Here is a 16,798-nt window from a genome sequence, read left to right as displayed (position 1 = left end):
CAAGGTGCGCGCTCCGTCAGCGGTCCCCAGGCCCGGACAGCGACGAAGCCTGGGGCCCCGGATGCACCAGGCAGCGTCAGCGCAGCAACGCGGACGGCTGCGCGGCGAAGATGAGGTCGTCGTGGTCGTTGTAGTTGCCATCCACGCAAGGCGCCGTGCTTCCGCGGTTGCGGAAGACCGCTCGCACGGCCTGGGCGGCGCTGCCCTCCGGCAGCGTGTAGGTGGCGGACAGCGTGTGGAGGCCCTTCGACGGAACGGACATCGTGGTGATGAGCTGCCAGACAGGGTTGTTGGCGTCGGCCGCGTAGAACAGGTCCAGCTTGTCGTTGAGCTTGTTGTAGGCGAAGACCGTTGCATCGACGCGCACCAGCTTGCCCGGCGCGAAGTTCGTCCCGTCCAGCGTGGACACCACGATGCGCTCGTTCGACTGGTCCACCAGGTGAGCACCCGACAAGCCGTCCCTGCAGGAGTTCTTGATGGTGTTCGGCGCGTTCACCTCGGGCCCGACGAAGCCGCCGCGGCCATTGAGCAGCGTGCCGGAATCACACGCGTTGGAGGCCGAGGCACACCGCGGCGCCCGCAGGACTGAATCGAATCCAGCCGTACTGGTCGCGTTGCTCACCGTCACGGGCACCCCGGCGCTGGTCGCCGCGACGCCCACGAGGTCAACCGCCCGCGCCGTCACGGTGTGGCTGCCATTGGGCACCGCGGCGGTGTCCCAGTCGAACGCGTACGGCGCCGTGGTGTCGGTCGCCTTCAGTTCGCCGTCCACGAAGAACTCCACGCGGTTCACACCGGAAGCATCCGTGGCCGAGGCCGTGACGGTCGTGATTCCAGTCACCGTGCCGCCGGCGGCAGGGGCGGTGATGGCGACCTCCGGCGGCGTCTGGTCAATCGTCACCCCACCCTTCGCCAGTTCCGCCACGTACGCGGCGGCCAGCTTCGCGAACTTGAGCGCGTGACGGGCATCACCCCCGCTGTTGTGGAGCGTGTCATTGACGGTGTGGATGTACGGGTTGGACGCGCTCAGCGGCGCCTCGAAGGGCATCGAGGCCGCGAAGCCCGCGCTCGTCCATGACGCATGGTCCGAGCACGCGTAGCCACACGTCGTCGTGCTCCATTCGAGTTCGGGCTGATACGTGTCGATGAGGTTGGTGACGAACGTGTTCTGCGCCGCGTTCGTCCGGTCGCTCACCAGGGCCACGTCGATGTTCGACCGCAGGTTGTAGTTCGTCATGTCGAGCTGGAGCACGCCCACCACGTCGACACCGTCCGCCGCGTACTTGGTGGCGATTGCCGAAGAGCCGCGCAAGCCCACTTCCTCGGCCGCGTAGGCCATGAACTTCACGGTGCGCTCCGGGCGGTAGTTCTGGAGCATGGCCACGCGAATCACCTCGGTGAGCGTGGCGATTCCCGACGCATCGTCGTCCGCGCCGGGAGCCGTGCTGCCGCTGCTGGTGGAGTCCAGATGGGCACCGAGCACGACGACCTCTTCCGACAAGGTGGTGCCGGTAATCGTCAAGATGACGGAGGGCTGCGCCCACGAGGTGTGGTTGAAGAACTCGACGGTGACGTCGGAGCGCGTCGCCGGAACCAGCGACTCCCAGTGGCCCTTCAGCCAGTTGGCGGACGTCACGCCTGTCGGCGACGTGTAGTAACGCGTCGTATAGCTGGACAGGTGGTCGATGACCCCGCGGATGGAGGGTTCCTGAACCCCCGCTTGCAACGCGTTGACCGTCGACGCGTTGTCCAGGCTGTACGTGACGGCGGTGGCCTTGGCGGCCTTCGCCGCGACCGACGGGTCCAGGGCAGCGAGCGCGGCCACTTCGGTGTCGTGGTAGATGAAGCCACCGCAGCGGTTGAGCTTCTCGTGCATCATCCGCGAGATGAGGTTGAGCTGGGACTCACGCACGCGCAGCGCGGTGACGTCCGCCTTCTGCCCCCTCATCGATGGCGCCGCATGTCCGGCACTGGCGAAAGCCGCGTTGACGTGTTCGAGGGCATCCGAGCCGAGGGTGATCCACACCTCGCGATCGGGAGCTTTCGCCGCGGGCGCCTTCGCGAACGCCGAGACACTACAGAGCACCAGGAGGACTGAAGCGAGGCGCTTCATGTACATACGTTTCTCCACTGCCAGGCGGGGATGTGCGGTTGAGATGGCAGGGAGAGAAATCCCCGCCTTCACCGTTAACTTACACTTCCGGCGAAAGCGGGGGACACTGCTCGCGACAAAACACGCCGGCCTCAGCCATTCTCATGGATTGAGACAAGCGCGAAGCGGACGCTATCGGGACAGCTCACGGACGGCGTGGCCCAGCTCCGGGAGGATGAGCGCCTCCAGCGCGAGCCGTACGGCCTTGGGCGAGCCCGGCAGCGCGAAGAGAATCATCCCCTGGCAGGTGCCCGCCGTGGCGCGGGACATCATCGCCGCGCTCCCCACCTGTCGGTAGGACAGCATCCGGAAGAGTTCACCAAACCCTGGCAGTTCCTTCTCGAACAGCGGACGCAGCGTCTCCACCGTGCAGTCGCGCCGGCCAATCCCGGTGCCTCCGGTGAACAAGACGGCCCGGGCCCCCGCCTCGCGCGCGGCGTCCAGCGCGCCGCGAATGGCCTCCGGGTCATCCTTCACCACGAGGGTGCCAGCAATGCCGTGGCCCGCCGCCTCCAGGCCCTCGCGCAGGACCCGGCCACTGTCATCGCGCGCCGCGTCGCGGCTGTCCGAGCACGTCACGATGAAGGTGCTGACATGCACCGGCGCTCGCGCCTTGTGCTCCTCCGCCGGGCCGTGGTCGTGGCCATGCGGGGGGTGATGATGGTGGTCGTGGTGATGCGCGTGGTCGTGGTCATGACCGTGGTGCGCATGAGGCCCGTGGTCATGATGATGGTGCCCGTGAGGCCCATGGTCGTGGTCGTGGTCGTGGTCGTGTGCCATGACAGGTACTCCGGAGTGCGAGAGGGACTTCAGGGCGTGTCGGGCCAATCGATGACGAGCGTGCCGTCTTCGACCGCGACCTGCACCGTCGGCTGGTCGTCACAGACCCCCGGCGAGGTCGCGTTGCGCCCGGTGTCCATGTCGAAACCGACCTCATGACACGGGCAGACGACCATGTTGTCCTCGATGCGACCGCCGGACAGCAGACACCCGGCGTGGTTGCACCAGTCATCCAGGCCCTTGTAGCGCCCGTGGATCTTCGCGATACACACGTTGCGCTTGCCGACCTCGTAGCCCCGCATTTCCCTCTCGGCGAAGTCCGCCGGTCCCAGCTTGATCTTCGTCATCGCGGCCCCTTTTCCCACAACGCGGGACTGGCTGCACTCCCGATGCCCGGGCATTACCTTCTCCCCGTGACTCCCGACGTGACCATCCCCACCGCTGTCGACAAGGCCACCGTCGCCCAGGTCCTCCGTGACATCTCCCTCCTGCTCCAGCTCCAGGGCGAAAGCGGGTTCCGCGTCCGCGCCTATGACATGGCGGCGGACCGCATCGCCGGGCTGCCCCAGGAGCTGGGCCCCCTGGTCGCGGAAGGCCGGCTGGAGAGCCTCCCAGGCATCGGCCGCGCGCTCGCCGAGAAGATCTCCGAGTTGGTGTCCACCGGCCGGCTCGGCTACCTGGAGGAGCTGCGGGCGCAGTTTCCTCCCGGGCTGCTGGAGCTGACGCAGCTGCCCGACGTGGGGCCGAAGAAGGTGGCCACGCTCTGGCGTGAGCTCCAGGTGAGCAGCATCGAGGAGTTGGAGCGGGCCTGCCGTGAGGGCCGCGTGCGGCAGGTCCGCGGCTTCGGCGCGAAGAGCGAAGCGAAGATGCTGGAAGGCATCGCCCTGTACCGCCGCGCGCGCGGCGAGCGCAAGCTGCTGGGCGAGGTGCTGCCGGTGGCCACGGCGCTGCTGGAGCGGGTGAAGGCCGCGCCGGGCGTGGTGCGCGCCAGCCTGGGTGGCAGCGTGCGCCGGCAGGCGGAGACCGTGGCGGACGTGGACATCATCGCCTCCGCGCCGGAGGCTGGACCGGTGCTGGATGCCCTGGCGAACGCGCCTGGCGTGGCCGCGGTGCTGGGCAAGGGCGAAAGCAAATGCTCCGTGCGGTTGGAGGCCGGCGACCTCCAGGTGGACCTGCGCGTGCTGCCCGACGAGGACTTCGCCACCGCGCTGCACCACTTCACCGGCTCCAAGGCGCACCACATCCGCCTGCGCAACCTGGGGCAGGAGCGCGGCCTCAAGATTTCCGAATGGGGCGTCCACCGGGACGACGGCACCAAGGTGCCCGTGACGGAGGAGTCCGGGATCTACGCCCTGCTGGACATGCAGTACGTGCCCCCCGAGCTGCGGGAGGACAACGGCGAGGTGGAGGCCGCGCGCGAGGGACGGCTTCCCCAGGACCTGCTCACGCTGGAGGACGTCCAGGGCGCGGTCCACGCGCACAGCACCTGGTCCGACGGGCGCAACAGCCTGGAGGAGATGGCGCTCGCGGCGCGGGCGCTGGGCCTGAAGTACCTGACCATCACCGAGCACAGCGAGGCAGCCATCTACGCAGGCGGCTTGAAGGTGGATGACCTCAAGCGCCAGTGGGAGGAGATCGACCGCATCAACGCGGCCGTCTCCGGCGTGCGGCTGCTCAAGGGCATCGAGGTGGACATCCTGGAGTCCGGCGCGCTCGACTACGCCGACAGCGTCCTGGAGCAGTTCGAGGTCGTCATCGGCTCCATCCACGTCCGGCATGGCATGGACGAGGACCAGATGACGCGCCGGCTGCTGGCCGCGATGGACAACCCCTGCCTCCAGATTCTGGGGCACCCCACCGGCCGGCTCATCAACAGCCGGGAGCCCTACCCCGTCCGCATGGACGACATCCTGGAGCGGGCCGCCGAACGCGGCGTGGCCGTGGAGGTCAACGGCAAGCCCGCGCGCCTGGACATCAAGGCCGAATATGTCCGGCAGGCCGTGAAGCAGGGCGTCCGCCTGGTGGTGAGCTGCGACGCGCACCAGAAGGAGGACCTGAGGAACCTGGCCTTCGCGGTGGCCACCGCGCGCCGGGGCTGGGCCCGGAAGGGGGACGTGCTCAACACGCTCCCGGCGGACCGCTTCGTCACCGCGCTGCGCGAGCGCCGGTGATAGGCTGCGGCACCCGCCGATGTCCCGCCTGCCGCCGCTGCTCCTCCTCCTCTGCCTCCTGCCCTTCGCCTCCGCCGCAGCGGAGGCCGACAAGCCCTCGCGCGCCGACCTCCAACGGGTGCTGGAGCGACACGGGCGCTCGGTGGTGCACGTCAAGGGCCCTCGAGACGCGGGGCCCGGCGTCTTCGTGGGGTCCGCGGGGCAGGTCCTCACGTCCGTCACTCCCGTAGGGGCCAGGTTCACCGGCTTGAATGCCGCCACGGTGGAGCACGACGGAAAGACGCTGCCCGCCCGCGTGGTGATGGCCAACCAGGACCTCCAGATTGCGGTGCTCGCCGCTCCGGATGGCGCGTACCCGGCGGCGCCCGTGAAGGTGCTCCGGGACGGCGACAGCCTTGACGGCCGCTGGCTGGTGGGCGTCCTCCCCGCCAAGAAGGGCCAGCCCGCGCGCCCCGTGCCGGCGCGAGCCCGGGCGGCCCAGGCCCCCTTCTATGATGTCCCCCTGGCCCTGCCCGCGGGCAGCCCCGTCTTCGACGCGGAGGCGCGGCTGGTGGCGGTGGTGGTGAAGAAGCACCGTCGCGGCTGCCGGGTGCTTCCGCTGAGCGCCGTGAAGGTGGAGCTGGCGTCGGTGGACATGCCATGACCCAGGCCGCGACGACGCCCTGGAGACCGAACGCCGTGCAGGAAGCGGTGGGATTGTGGGCGGTGGGCTTCCTGTCCATCGTCGCCGCGTTCCTGCTGTTCGGCGGCACCAGCATCCCCAAGCTGGTCGCGACCGTGGGATTCCTCTACCTGCCGCTCATCCCCATGCGCTGGCGGGACGAGGACTACGGGGACTACGGCCTGTCGCTGCGCGCGTGGCGCGAGGACCTGCGCCTGTTCCTGCTGCTGTCCGCGGTGGTGGGCCCCCTCTTCTTCCTGGGTTTCGCCGCGTTCGTGGAGGTGCTCCCCCACCTGCCCCCGGCGTTGGCCAAGCACCTCACGCCGCTGATGGGCGAGGCCCGCTTCCAGCCCCGCCTGCCCCCGCGCTTCGGAGAGTGGTTCATCGACCAGCTCTTCGTCGTCGCGCTGCCGGAGGAGTTCTTCTACCGGGGCTACCTCCAGACGCGGCTGCGCGACGCCTGGCCCCAGGGCCGCAAGTTCCTGGGGGGCCGGCTGGGCCCCGCCTTCTGGCTGACGGCGCTGCTGTTCGCCCTGGGCCACCTGGCCATCTTCCAGGCGTGGCGGCTGTCCGTGTTCTTCCCAGCGCTGATCTTCGGGTGGATGCGGGCGCGCACCGGCACCGTCATCGGCGCCGCCTTGTTTCACGCGGCCTGCAACCTCTATGTGCGGTTTCTCGAGGTTTCTTTTTTCGGCTGACTTCTGCCGAGCTTCGCCGCGCCCCCACTCCGTGCAGCAGCGCCGAGCGCACCATCCGTGAAAAACGGGCGCGTTCACACGTTCGTAACCTGATTTCAACGGAAGCTCGACAAGGTTTTACTTGCCTTTCGAGAATGGCTTATTGCGTCGAAAATATCACAAGAAACTCCGGGCCACACTGCGGCGATAACTCTTCAACCCCCTTGCACTGAGTTCGAGACCCCCAATGACGATTCGCCGCACCGAAGGTCCGAAGCCCACGATTCGCTCCACTGCTGCTTCCGAGGCTCAGTCGAAGACGGCCGCCAAGCCCGCGACCATCGCCCCGAACGTCATCAAGGACGGGTTCGGCCCCGCGGCCAAGACGTCGGACCTGGCGCGCGCGGAGAAGACGCTGAAGCCGCTGCCGCCTCCCGTGGGCCGGCTCTCCCTGGCCAGCCGCGAGGCGCAGACGGCCATCCAGACGTCGCTGGCGCACCTGGCCCCCGCCACCCAGACCTCCCTCCGCAACCCCGGCATCATCGGCGGCGTGCAGTTCCCGGCGTACACGCCGAAGAGCGTGGAGCGTGACTCGCTGGGCATGACGCACGTGCGTCTGGACCGCCAGCACGAGGGCGTGAAGGTCTTCGGCGAGCAGGTCGTCACGCACCTCGACGCCGAGGGCAAGGTCAAGAGCACCACGGGCGACCAGTCTGAAATCCCGGCCGGCCTGGGCACGCAGAAGCCCAAGGTGTCGCACAGCCAGGCGCTGGATATCGCGATGAAGGCGTTCGACGGCAAGCCGGACCGCCAGCCGAACTCCGAGCGCGTCATCTACAAGGACATCTCCGGTGAGTACCACTCCGCCTACCGGGTGGAAGTCACCAACGTGGATGGCACCGACAACCCGCGCAAGATGAACTACCTGGTGGACGCCAACACCGGGAAGCTCTTCGAGCAGTTCAACACCATTGACGGTTTCGCCCGCCAGCACGGCGCCGCGCACGGCCACAGCCACGCCGAAGGCGCGGACCACGCCGACCACGCCCACGGCGTTGCCGCGACGGCTTCCGAGATCAAGGCCTCGGCCACGCCGAAGGCGGAGATCGCCGACCTGACCACCGTCACGTCGAAGATCAACGTGACCCAGGACGGCACCGTGGACCAGCTGAAGCTGGACCTGGACATCGACCACACGTTCAAGGGCGACCTGTCGGTCACGCTCACCAGCCCCTCCGGCAAGTCGGAGACGGTGCACAACCGCAAGGGTGGCAGCGCGGACAACATCAAGGGCAGCTTCGACCTGAGCGCCTTCGCGGGCGAGTCCGCGAAGGGCGAGTGGACGCTGTCGGTGAAGGACAACGCTCGCCGCGACACGGGCACGCTGAACAGCTGGGGCCTGACCATCACCCCGAAGGCCGTTGAGCCCAATGAGCCGGGGCCCGGCGAGAAGATCGCGGACGACACGTCCATGTACAGCGGCAAGGTCGCGCTGGAAACGAAGAAGCAGGCGGACGGCACGTACACGCTCGAGGACGGCACGCGCGGCAAGGGCGTGGCGACCTACGACGCGATGAACCGCGAGCGCGCCAGCGGCCAGACGCCCATCAAGGACGACAACGACGTCTGGGGCGAGGCCACGGACCCGGAGCGCAACAAGGCCGCGGTGGACGCGCACTACGGCGGCCAGATGATGTACGACTACATGAAGGACATCCTCGGCCGTGACTCCATCGACGGCGCGGGTGAGAAGCTGGTGTCCTACGTCCACGTCAGCAACAACTACGTGAACGCCTACTGGGACGGCGAGAAGATGAGCTACGGCGACGGCGACGGCCGCAACTCCGGTCCGCTCACCGCGCTGGACATCGCGGGCCATGAGATCGCCCACGGCCTCACCGAGCGCACCGCCGGCCTCATCTACCGCGGCGAGTCCGGTGGCCTGAACGAGGCGATGAGCGACATCATGGGCGCCGGCCTCGAGTGGTACGCGGCCCAGAAGAACCCCGACGTGAAGTTCAACTGGACGGTGGGCGAGACGGCCTGGACGCCGAAGGACGGCGACCCCACCGACGGTCTGCGCTACATGGACGATCCGACGAAGGACAACTACTCGATCGACAACTACAAGAACTACCCGAAGCAGACCGAGGTGCACGGCTCCAGCGGCATCGCGAACAACGCCTTCTACCTGCTGACCAACGGCGGAACCAACCGCACGTCCGGCATCGAGGTGAAGGACGCCATCGGCATGGAGAAGGGCCTGAAGATCTACTACCGCGCCCTGGCCCACTACATGACGCCGAGCACCACGTTCGCCCAGGCCCGCACCGCGACCATCAACGCGGCCACGGACCTCTACGGCGCGGACTCCGCGGAAGTGGCGAAGGTCAAGGAGAGCTGGACCGCCGTCGGCGTGAACTAGTCCTCCCGCTTCACTGAAGACACCCGAGCCCGGCCCGGCCCGCGACACACCGCGGACTGGCGCCGGGCTTCGGCTTTCCAGCGGGCGCTCAGGCCGACGACTCCCCTGATTCGGTGACGGGCGTCGTGGCCGGCACGCCCTCCACCAGCAACATGATGGAGTGCGCGCTTTCGTGGCGGAGCGCCTTGGCGGCGGCGTACTCCGGGGATGCCCACCAGGCCCTGGCGAGCTCCACGCTGGGGAACTCCAGCAGGACGAAACGCGGGGGCTGCCAGGTGCCTTCCAGGGCCTGGGTGGGGCCGCCCCGGACGAGGTAGCGGCCCCCGTAGGGCTTGAGGGAGGGAGGCGCGAGCTGCTTGTACCGCTCGTAGGTCTGCGCGTCGTGCACCGAGACCTCGACCAGGACGTAAGCAGACATGGGCGCTCCTCGTGGCGGATCAGAACTCGTATCGGAAGACGACGGGCGCCCCCTGCGTCCGATGCCTGGGGAACGTCCAGGCGCCTATCTTCTGCTGCATGCAACGCACGAGCGACGTGCCTCGCAGCCACGGCGTCTCGGTGGTGATGGACTCCACCTTCCCGCTCGGAAGGACGCTCAAGCGCAGGACTGCCCGGTCCCCCTCCTGCGGCGGCGCGGACTGCTCCCGGGCACATGCCGCGAGCTCCGAACGCCGGGCATGCACCACGGCGAAGACGGTGGCCAGGTCGAGCGACTCGCGCGGCGCCGTCGGGTCGGGCGGAACATAGACGGTCGGCTTGTGGTGCTTGGTAGCGTTGGGCCCTGGGCCGGAGAGCATGCGGTCGAAGTCCGCGTCGGGCCCCAGGTCGTCCTCCGAGCTGCCGGCCGTCGCGGCTTCGGCCACCGTCGTGGCGGGCCGCTTGGCGGGCTCCGGCTCCGGAGCAGGCGCCACGGAGTGCTTCCCGATGACGAAGGCCACGGCGACGTCTCGCGAGGAGAGACTGCCCGTGGGCCGCTCGAAGACGCGCTCTTCCGGCGACGGCCGTCCGCCGCCGGTCGCGGCGCGCGCCGTGCTCTCCGTCCCAGTCAGCTCCGGCACGCGGCCTCCGCGCTCGACCGAGGCGGCCGAGAGCGAGGGCGTCGATGGGCGTGTCGGCTCCTGCACCGGGCTCGGGTCGCGCGCGCTCTCGGCGGCCGACGTCGCGATGCCCGCGCCGCGGAGGCCAGGGCTCGCGCTGCCCGTGCCGCCCGCTGACGTAGAGGCACCAGACGCCGCGGCGCCCTGGCTCGCGGCCGCGACCGCTTCCGGCGTGGGCGCGGCGGCCACCGGCGCCTCCACGGGCGGCGGCGCGCCGGTGGCGCCACGCGCCGTGTCCACGGCCTCACCGGGGCTCGCGGCACCACGGCCGCCCCCAATGCCCAGGACGCTCAGCGCCAGGGCCACCGACACACCGCCGATGGCCCCACCCGCCAGGATGAACCCCAGCCGGCGCTTGCGACGCGCGCGCTCCTCGGGGGACGGCGACGCGAGCACCGCGTGGGTCCCCACGGGCTCCGCCACGGGCGTCGGGTCCGACGCCGGGGCTCCGGATGCGGCGAAGTCACTCGCGGCCGGCGCGGTGACAGGTTCTGGTGCGAGCGTCGCGACGACAGCTTCCGGAGCAGGCCCGACGGCAACGCCCGCGGCCGGAGCCCCTGGAGCCTCCACGGCAAGTGATGCGCCGGACGCCTGCGTCTGCGGCATGGCGACAGCGCTCACCTCGGGAGTGGCCACGACGGCGGCAGGAGCAATGGCCGCGAAGGGGGGCACCACCGTGCCCGGTGCATTCAGGATCACCCGCTCCGTGGTGGCCTCGGACACGTCCACGGCGCGCGCAGCCTGGGGCATGAAGCCCCGGGACGCTTCCGGCGGAACGGGCGGAGGGCCCACGGGCACGGCTGGCGGCAGCAGCGTGGAAGCGAGCTCCGGGATGTGCCCCAGGGGCAGCCACTCACTGAACCCCTCGCGCCAGCACAGGGAATCAATGCCCAGAAAACCCCGCTCCACGTGGGCCTTCAGGTCCGCGAGGTCGTGAGGACCATAGGCCGCGCCGCCCGCGACGAAGTACCAGGCATGCTTCACGACGGGCACGGCTTCCTTCGGCGGCGGCGCCTCCTCCTCACCCAAGGTGGACGCCCGTGAGCGACCCGCGCCCCGGTGCAGTCGCTCCGACTGCGTGGCCTCGCGGTAGCGCGGCTGCGCGCTGGGCTGGGCACGAAGGCTCTTGTCCGTGCGCAGCTGACCCACGATGGCGTCCAGCTCCGCATCCGACACGCCGTCCAGCACGGGCGAATCGCCCTCGTCAGGGCGCTCTGGGGCCACCTCCCGGGCGTTTCCCGGGTTGGCGTTGTCTTCCCCTGAGTTGCCGGCCATCGACCCGCTCCTTGATTCCATCCGGTCCCGATTAAGCCGCACCATCAGACCTCACCCAATGGAATGCCACCACGGCGATTCGTCAACGGCGAGCATCTGCGCGGAGGTGGACACAGCCCCCACGAGGGACGGAGCCCTAGCGTAGTTCCCATGCCCCATCTTCGTACAATGTCCCGACTGTGCGGCATGGGCACACAGTCGTCGACGCGCCACGCCTGGGAGCGAGAGCAGTGCGCTCGCACCGCGCGGCACGTATCGGCACACCCACTCCTCGGGAAACCAAACGGGAGCGGTGGGCGACCGCGAGCCTCACAGCCACAACTCGAAGTCCACCTGCGTGCCCTTCGGGCCGGTGCGCACATCGAAGCGGTCCGCCAACTGCTTCACACCCAACAAGCCCAGGCCCATGCCCGTCTTGCTCTTGTATGTCCCCGAAAGCACGCGCTCCAGGTCCGGGATGCCTTGCCCGGAGTCCTCGGCGCTGACACGCAGCAGCCGCTTGGGCGCCAGCTGCGGCGCGAGCTGGATGGTGCCGCCCCCCGCATACGAAATCTGGTTGCGCGCCAGCTCACTCACCGCCGTGGCCACCTTCTGGCACTCGTAGCCGCGCCCCCCCAGGGCTTCGCACAGCATCCGGGCGGCGAGCCGCGCGTGACTGGCGTCCGCTTCCGTGCGCACCAGATAGGTGGTCGCCCGAACCTCCGCCGAGGGTGAAGTAGCCGTGCCCTCCGGCCCCGCCGAGGGCGCGAGTTGCGCGCGAAGCTGCGCCATCATCCGCGGACGGAGAGAAGGGTCCACGAAGTGGCGGGTGGCGGGTTCCAGCGCCTCGATGATGCGCGGCAGGTCCGCCGCGGACACCGTGTCCATGGACAGCCGGAGGGACTCCACGGTGCCTCGCAACACCCACCGCGCCGCCGTCTCCGCCATGAACTGCTGCAAGACGCGCAACAGCGCCGGGCCCACCAAACCACCGCTCACCCGTGCCTCCTTTTCGCCTGGACCACCACCCGCTTGCGCGCCAGCACCTCGAACCCTCCACCTTCGCGGTTGGCCACCTGGACGTCGTCGGTGAGCCGTCGCACCGCGGCCCCGCCTTCGCCCAGGCTTTCGCCGGGCAGCGGGCTCAGACGCCCGTCCCTGCCAGCGAAGAAACGGGATGGGTCCTCCATGCCGGGGCCGCGGTCGCGGGAGCGGACGAAGAGCCACTCCGCCTCGCGCCACAGCTCCACCCAGCCCCGGCCACCCGCGTGGCGCACCAGGTTGGTGCCCAGCTCGCCCACCACCACCGCCACCTCGGCGCTGGCTTGCGCCGCCAGGCCATGCTCACGGGCGTAGCGGCGACTCAACGCGGCGGCGACCGCCGCATCCGACCTCGAGCGGATCTCGATGCTGAACATCGGCTCAACTTCTGAGAGCATGGGAGACACAAGCGCCGAAAATCCAGCGAATCTTCAATATTTCAATGACGCGCCCTCAATGGAAGCACTTCCCCTCCGGGGATGTAAAGCGGCTCGCAGTCATCCTGGACCCGGAGCACCCATCTCGGGAAAGCCTGGGCCGGCGCCGAGGCCCGCATCCACTTCGGGAGCGGCCTCCAGGCACCTGGCTCGCTCACGTGCCGGACAGCTCGTGCATCTGCAGATCCGGCCCCACCGCCAGCGTGCGGCCATGAGCCAGCTCCACCCATCCCGAGGTGCGCTTGAGCGCGCTGGCCACCACGACAGTACGACGGCGGCGATGTGCGCCTACCGCGGGCTGCGTATCGGGGGTCGAGGGCGTCACGTCGCACAATTCGCATTCGGCCGCCCCCTCCAGCCGCGTGCAGTACAAGGGATGCTCGCCGTACCGGGTCGCCGCCAGGAGGATGCCGTTGGTGGCCACCAGGTTGAGCGTGGGCGTGCGTGTCACGCCGGCCTGGGCCGCGGCCTGGACCACCTCGCGCACCGTGTCCGCCAGCACGCGTCCAGCGGCCTCGGCCTCCAGCCGTGGGTCCTCCGTGCGGCCCAGGTCGCGCAGGCGCCTGAGGAAGACGGCGAACAGCAGCTCCCCTTCGGTTCCGCCGCGCACCTGACGCCGCAAGTGGTCCGGCAGCGACGCCAGCAACGGGGCACGAAGCAGCTCGAAACCCTGTACGCCGCCATGAAGGGCGAACAACCAGCGACGGTAGCGGAAGGGCTGCGTGTTCTCCTCCAGCGACAAGCCCACGGGCAGTTGGCCGGCGTGGAACAGCAGCGCCTCCGATTCATGCGGGGGCACGAGCGAGTCCAGGGACAGCTCCTCGCCGCTGGAGAAGCGCCGCAACAGGACCTCCTCCTGGGCGTAGGCTCCCACCCCCACGGCGTTCGCCCTCGGTGCGCCCTGGAGCAGGACCTGGCCTTGGAGGCGGTGCAGCTCACAGCGCAGCAGGTTCGGGTCGGACGTCAGAGCGGCGAGGATGACGGACATGGATGAGGAAACCCCCTTCGCCATGAGAGATAATGGCCTCGGAGCGCCCCCTCAACTCAGCGGGCGTGCTCCCTTGCACCCTCGCTAAGCCCTTGAAATGGCTAGGCTTTATTGACATGGGGACGTTGACACCCGCTTCTGGGGGTGCCTAACCTCCGTGCCCTTCACCGACGGACCTCTGCTGAAGGTCTTCACCGGAGACGGAATGGCGGACGACATCGCAATCGGCATCGACCTGGGCACGTCATTTTCGTGCGTGGCGGTGGTCCAGGACGGCCAGCCCACCGTCATCCCCAACGAGTGGGGAGAGACGACTCACGCCTCCTGCGTCTCGTTCCTCGAGGATGGCTCGGTCCTGGTCGGTAACGCGGCCAAGAAGAACATCATCACCAACCCCGAGCAGACCGTCTATTCCGCCAAGCGCCTCATCGGCCGCTACTACTTCTCCGACGAGGTGAAGAAGGCGCAGGCGGTGATGCCGTACCGCATCGTCGAGGGCGACAACAACTCGGTGCGCATCGCGATGAACGAGCACTCCTATTCGCTGCCGGAGATCAGCGCGCTGGTGCTCAAGGAGCTGAAGGCGGTGGCGGAGACGTACCTGGGCCAGGAGGTGACCAAGGCCGTGGTCACCGTGCCCGCGTACTTCAACGACAACCAGCGCCAGGCCACCAAGGACGCGGGCCGCATCGCCGGTATGGAGGTGCTGCGCATCCTCAACGAGCCCACCGCCGCGGCGCTCGCGTACGGCTTCGGGCGCGACGTCAACCAGCGCGTGGTGGTCTACGACCTGGGCGGCGGCACCTTCGACGTCTCCATCCTGGAGATTGGCAAGGACGTCTTCGAGGTGCTGTCCACCGCGGGCGACACGTACCTGGGCGGCGACGACTTCGACGACCGCATCATGACGTGGCTGGCGGATGACTTCCTGGCCCGCACCCGCCTGGACGTGCGGCAGAACAAGTTCTGCCTGCAGATGCTCAAGGAGGCCGCGGAGAAGGCGAAGATCGACGTGGGCCAGACGGGCTCCGCGGAGATTCTCTGCCAGGGCATCTGCCAGGACGCGGACGGCAACGTCATGGACCTGCGTGGACAGCTCAACCAGGACCAGTTCAACCGCATGGTGATGGACCTGGTGCAGCGCACCTTCAAGGTGTGTGACGAGGCGCTGCAGAGCGCGCGCCTGACGGCCGCCGACATCGACGCGGTCATCCTCGTGGGCGGGCCGACGCGGCTGCCCATCATCCGCAATTCGGTGAAGCACTACTTCCAGAAGGAACCGCTGGAGGGCATCAACCCGGACCAGGTCGTCGCCATGGGCGCGGCGCTCCAGTCGCACGCGCTGCTGGACAGCAAGACGCAGACGTTCCTGGTGGACGTCACGCCGCTGTCGCTGCGCATCGGCACGGTGGGGGGGTACACCGAGAAGATCATCGACAAAAACACGCCGGTTCCCATCGACCGCTCGAAGACGTTCACCACCAGCCGCGACGGCCAGGAGAAGGTGAAGATTCGCGTGTACCAGGGCGAGTCCAACCGCGCCGACGAGTGCGAGATGCTCGGCGAGTTCGAGTTCGCGGGCTTCCGCATCGGATACCGCGGCGAGGTGAAGATCGAGGTCACCTTCGAAATCAACACGGATGGCCTGGTGCACGTGTCCGCGTGCGACACGGCGACGGGTCAGAAGACGTCGACCTCCATCACCCTGTCCTCCGGCATGAGCGAGGCCGATATCCAGCAGTCCATCCAGGCCAACCGGAACATCCGGCTTGCTGGCCACAACAGCAACGACCTGCCCGCCGCGGCGCAGTAAGGCCGCGACTCGACCACGCCGATGTCCGAGCCTTCAGACCCCAGCGCCGGCAAACCGCCGGGAGCCACGCCCGGGACACCGGCCACGCCCGCCCGGCCCGCAGTCCCGCGCGTGACGGCCGCCGTCCCCGGCCCCGTCACGCCCGGGACGACTCCGTCGTCGCCCGCCGCCAACGCGCCGACTCCGCCGCGTCAGCCGCAGGGAACACCTGTCGCACGGCCCACCGGCGTGACGTCCCCGGTGCCGCCCCGAGCCACGACGACGGGGATTCCCACGGTGCGGACGGGCGCTGGAGAGGGTACGTCTTCCACTCCCGGACAAGCGACAGCGCCGGGTGCGAGTCCCGCGACGACGCCGACACGTCCGGCGTCGGGTGCGGTGCCGTCCGCGCCGGGTTCGGGGAGTGCGCCGCGAGGCACACCCACGACGCTGCCTGCGATTCCTGCCGTGGGCGCCGCGACAAGCCCTGCCGCGAGGCAGCCGGCGACTGGCGCAGTGCCGGGGCAGCGGAGTGCTGCTGGCAATGCGCCATCCGCCGCGGTCGCCACGACTCCGGTGCCGCGCCCGGCGGGAGCTGGCGCAGGGCCCTCGGCGTCCGCCCCGGGTACGGCGGCTCGCCCGAGTGCCACTGGTGCTGATGCTCGGACACCCGTTCCGCGTTCGGCGCTCGCGAACCCTGGCGTACAGGCGCCCACGGTTCCGCAGGGCACTAGCGGACTTGATGCCCGGACGGCCGCGCCGCGTCCTCCTACCGGAGCAGCGGGAGCCGCCACACCCGTCCCGCGTCCTCCTACCGGGGCAGCGGGAGCCGCCACACCCGTCCCGAGCCAGGTGACGGGAGCAGGCGCCAACACACCTGTCCCCCGTATGCCCCCTGCGGGCACCACCACGCCTGCTTCGCGACCGGCACCGGCCTCCCCCGCCGCTGGCGCGAGTACGCCTGTGCCCCACGTCGCGCCGGCTGGCGGAACTGCCGCTGGCGCCAACACGTCCGCCCAGCGCCAGGGCCCAAATCCAAATTCGGCGGGAGCACCGACGCCCGCGCCTCGCTCGGCAGTTGGAGGAAACACGCCTCCTCCGCGTCCGGCCGGTGCAGTTCCTCCGGCGCAGCGTCCCGCCATGGGCGCAATCCCCGCCGTTGCCCCAGCCATCGCGCCCGTCGGTGCAACAGCGTCGCCAGGCTCGGCTGGTGTCGTCCCCCCCATCGCTCCCGTGGGGTCCTCCGCTCCGCTCGCGGGCGCAGTGCCCTCCATCGCTCCCGTGGGCGCTCCGGCTTCGCCCTCGCCGGCAGGCGCCGTCCCC

At 69.4% G+C, this 16,798-nt stretch carries 13 protein-coding genes; 5 read left to right on the top strand and 8 right to left on the bottom strand.

Annotation, left to right across the window (positions count from 1 at the left end; all coding sequences use genetic code 11):
• Window positions 1–76: 76 nt before the first annotated feature.
• From HNV26_RS28885 to HNV26_RS28870, 3 genes are all read right to left on the bottom strand, one after another.
• A complete protein-coding gene (locus tag HNV26_RS28885) occupies window positions 77–2,119 on the bottom strand; it encodes a M20/M25/M40 family metallo-hydrolase (protein ID WP_171440151.1) in 2,043 nt (680 codons plus the stop codon).
• 165 nt (window positions 2,120–2,284) lie between these two features.
• Window positions 2,285–2,752 carry a MogA/MoaB family molybdenum cofactor biosynthesis protein gene (locus HNV26_RS28880; protein ID WP_171440203.1) on the bottom strand — a complete coding sequence of 156 codons (468 nt, stop codon included), beginning with the start codon at window positions 2,750–2,752 and terminating at the stop codon, window positions 2,285–2,287.
• 209 nt (window positions 2,753–2,961) lie between these two features.
• Window positions 2,962–3,279 carry a Rieske (2Fe-2S) protein gene (locus HNV26_RS28870; protein ID WP_090488932.1) on the bottom strand — a complete coding sequence of 106 codons (318 nt, stop codon included), beginning with the start codon at window positions 3,277–3,279 and terminating at the stop codon, window positions 2,962–2,964.
• A 78-nt stretch (window positions 3,280–3,357) separates the two neighbouring features.
• Here HNV26_RS28870 and polX point away from each other — a divergent pair, with 78 nt between their 5' ends.
• From polX to HNV26_RS28850, 4 genes are all read left to right on the top strand, one after another.
• Window positions 3,358–5,103: a DNA polymerase/3'-5' exonuclease PolX gene (gene polX, locus HNV26_RS28865; RefSeq protein WP_171440202.1), complete on the top strand. Its 1,746-nt coding sequence runs from the start codon at window positions 3,358–3,360 to the stop codon at window positions 5,101–5,103.
• Window positions 5,104–5,122: 19 nt separating this feature from the next.
• Window positions 5,123–5,746: an MXAN_2756 family trypsin-like serine endoprotease gene (locus HNV26_RS28860; RefSeq protein WP_171440150.1), complete on the top strand. Its 624-nt coding sequence runs from the start codon at window positions 5,123–5,125 to the stop codon at window positions 5,744–5,746.
• On the top strand, window positions 5,743–6,462 hold the full coding sequence (gene mrtX, locus HNV26_RS28855; RefSeq protein ID WP_171440149.1) for a myxosortase MrtX: 720 nt from the start codon (window positions 5,743–5,745) through the stop codon (window positions 6,460–6,462). Before HNV26_RS28860 ends, mrtX begins: the two co-directional genes overlap by 4 nt.
• A gap of 226 nt (window positions 6,463–6,688) precedes the next feature.
• A complete protein-coding gene (locus HNV26_RS28850; protein WP_171440148.1) occupies window positions 6,689–8,866 on the top strand; it encodes a M4 family metallopeptidase in 2,178 nt (725 codons plus the stop codon).
• A gap of 88 nt (window positions 8,867–8,954) precedes the next feature.
• Here HNV26_RS28850 and HNV26_RS28845 read toward each other — a convergent pair whose 3' ends face one another.
• The 5 genes from HNV26_RS28845 to HNV26_RS28825 form a co-directional block, all read right to left on the bottom strand.
• Window positions 8,955–9,284 carry a DUF1330 domain-containing protein gene (locus tag HNV26_RS28845; RefSeq protein ID WP_171440147.1) on the bottom strand — a complete coding sequence of 110 codons (330 nt, stop codon included), beginning with the start codon at window positions 9,282–9,284 and terminating at the stop codon, window positions 8,955–8,957.
• Window positions 9,285–9,303: 19 nt separating this feature from the next.
• Window positions 9,304–11,238 carry a GYF domain-containing protein gene (locus tag HNV26_RS28840; protein WP_253817153.1) on the bottom strand — a complete coding sequence of 645 codons (1,935 nt, stop codon included), beginning with the start codon at window positions 11,236–11,238 and terminating at the stop codon, window positions 9,304–9,306.
• Window positions 11,239–11,547: 309 nt separating this feature from the next.
• Window positions 11,548–12,216: an ATP-binding protein gene (locus tag HNV26_RS28835; protein WP_171440145.1), complete on the bottom strand. Its 669-nt coding sequence runs from the start codon at window positions 12,214–12,216 to the stop codon at window positions 11,548–11,550.
• Window positions 12,213–12,635 carry an ATP-binding protein gene (locus HNV26_RS28830; protein ID WP_171440144.1) on the bottom strand — a complete coding sequence of 141 codons (423 nt, stop codon included), beginning with the start codon at window positions 12,633–12,635 and terminating at the stop codon, window positions 12,213–12,215. The genes HNV26_RS28835 and HNV26_RS28830 overlap by 4 nt, the downstream gene beginning before the upstream one ends.
• Before the next feature lie 214 nt (window positions 12,636–12,849).
• The gene (locus HNV26_RS28825) at window positions 12,850–13,683 is read right to left on the bottom strand and encodes a class II glutamine amidotransferase (RefSeq protein ID WP_171440143.1); all 834 of its coding nucleotides are present in this window, start codon (window positions 13,681–13,683) and stop codon (window positions 12,850–12,852) included.
• 205 nt (window positions 13,684–13,888) lie between these two features.
• On the opposite strand from HNV26_RS28825, the gene dnaK reads away from it, so the two are divergent.
• Complete coding sequence (dnaK, locus tag HNV26_RS28820) at window positions 13,889–15,496, top strand: molecular chaperone DnaK (RefSeq protein WP_171440201.1); 1,608 nt, start codon at window positions 13,889–13,891, stop codon at window positions 15,494–15,496.
• Window positions 15,497–16,798 lie beyond the last annotated feature (1,302 nt).

Source organism: Myxococcus xanthus (assembly GCF_013116825.1).
Taxonomy (GTDB): Bacteria; Myxococcota; Myxococcia; order Myxococcales; family Myxococcaceae; genus Myxococcus; species Myxococcus xanthus_B.
Note: the sequence above shows the minus strand (reverse complement) of the source record. Positions and strands in the feature narration are given on the sequence as shown.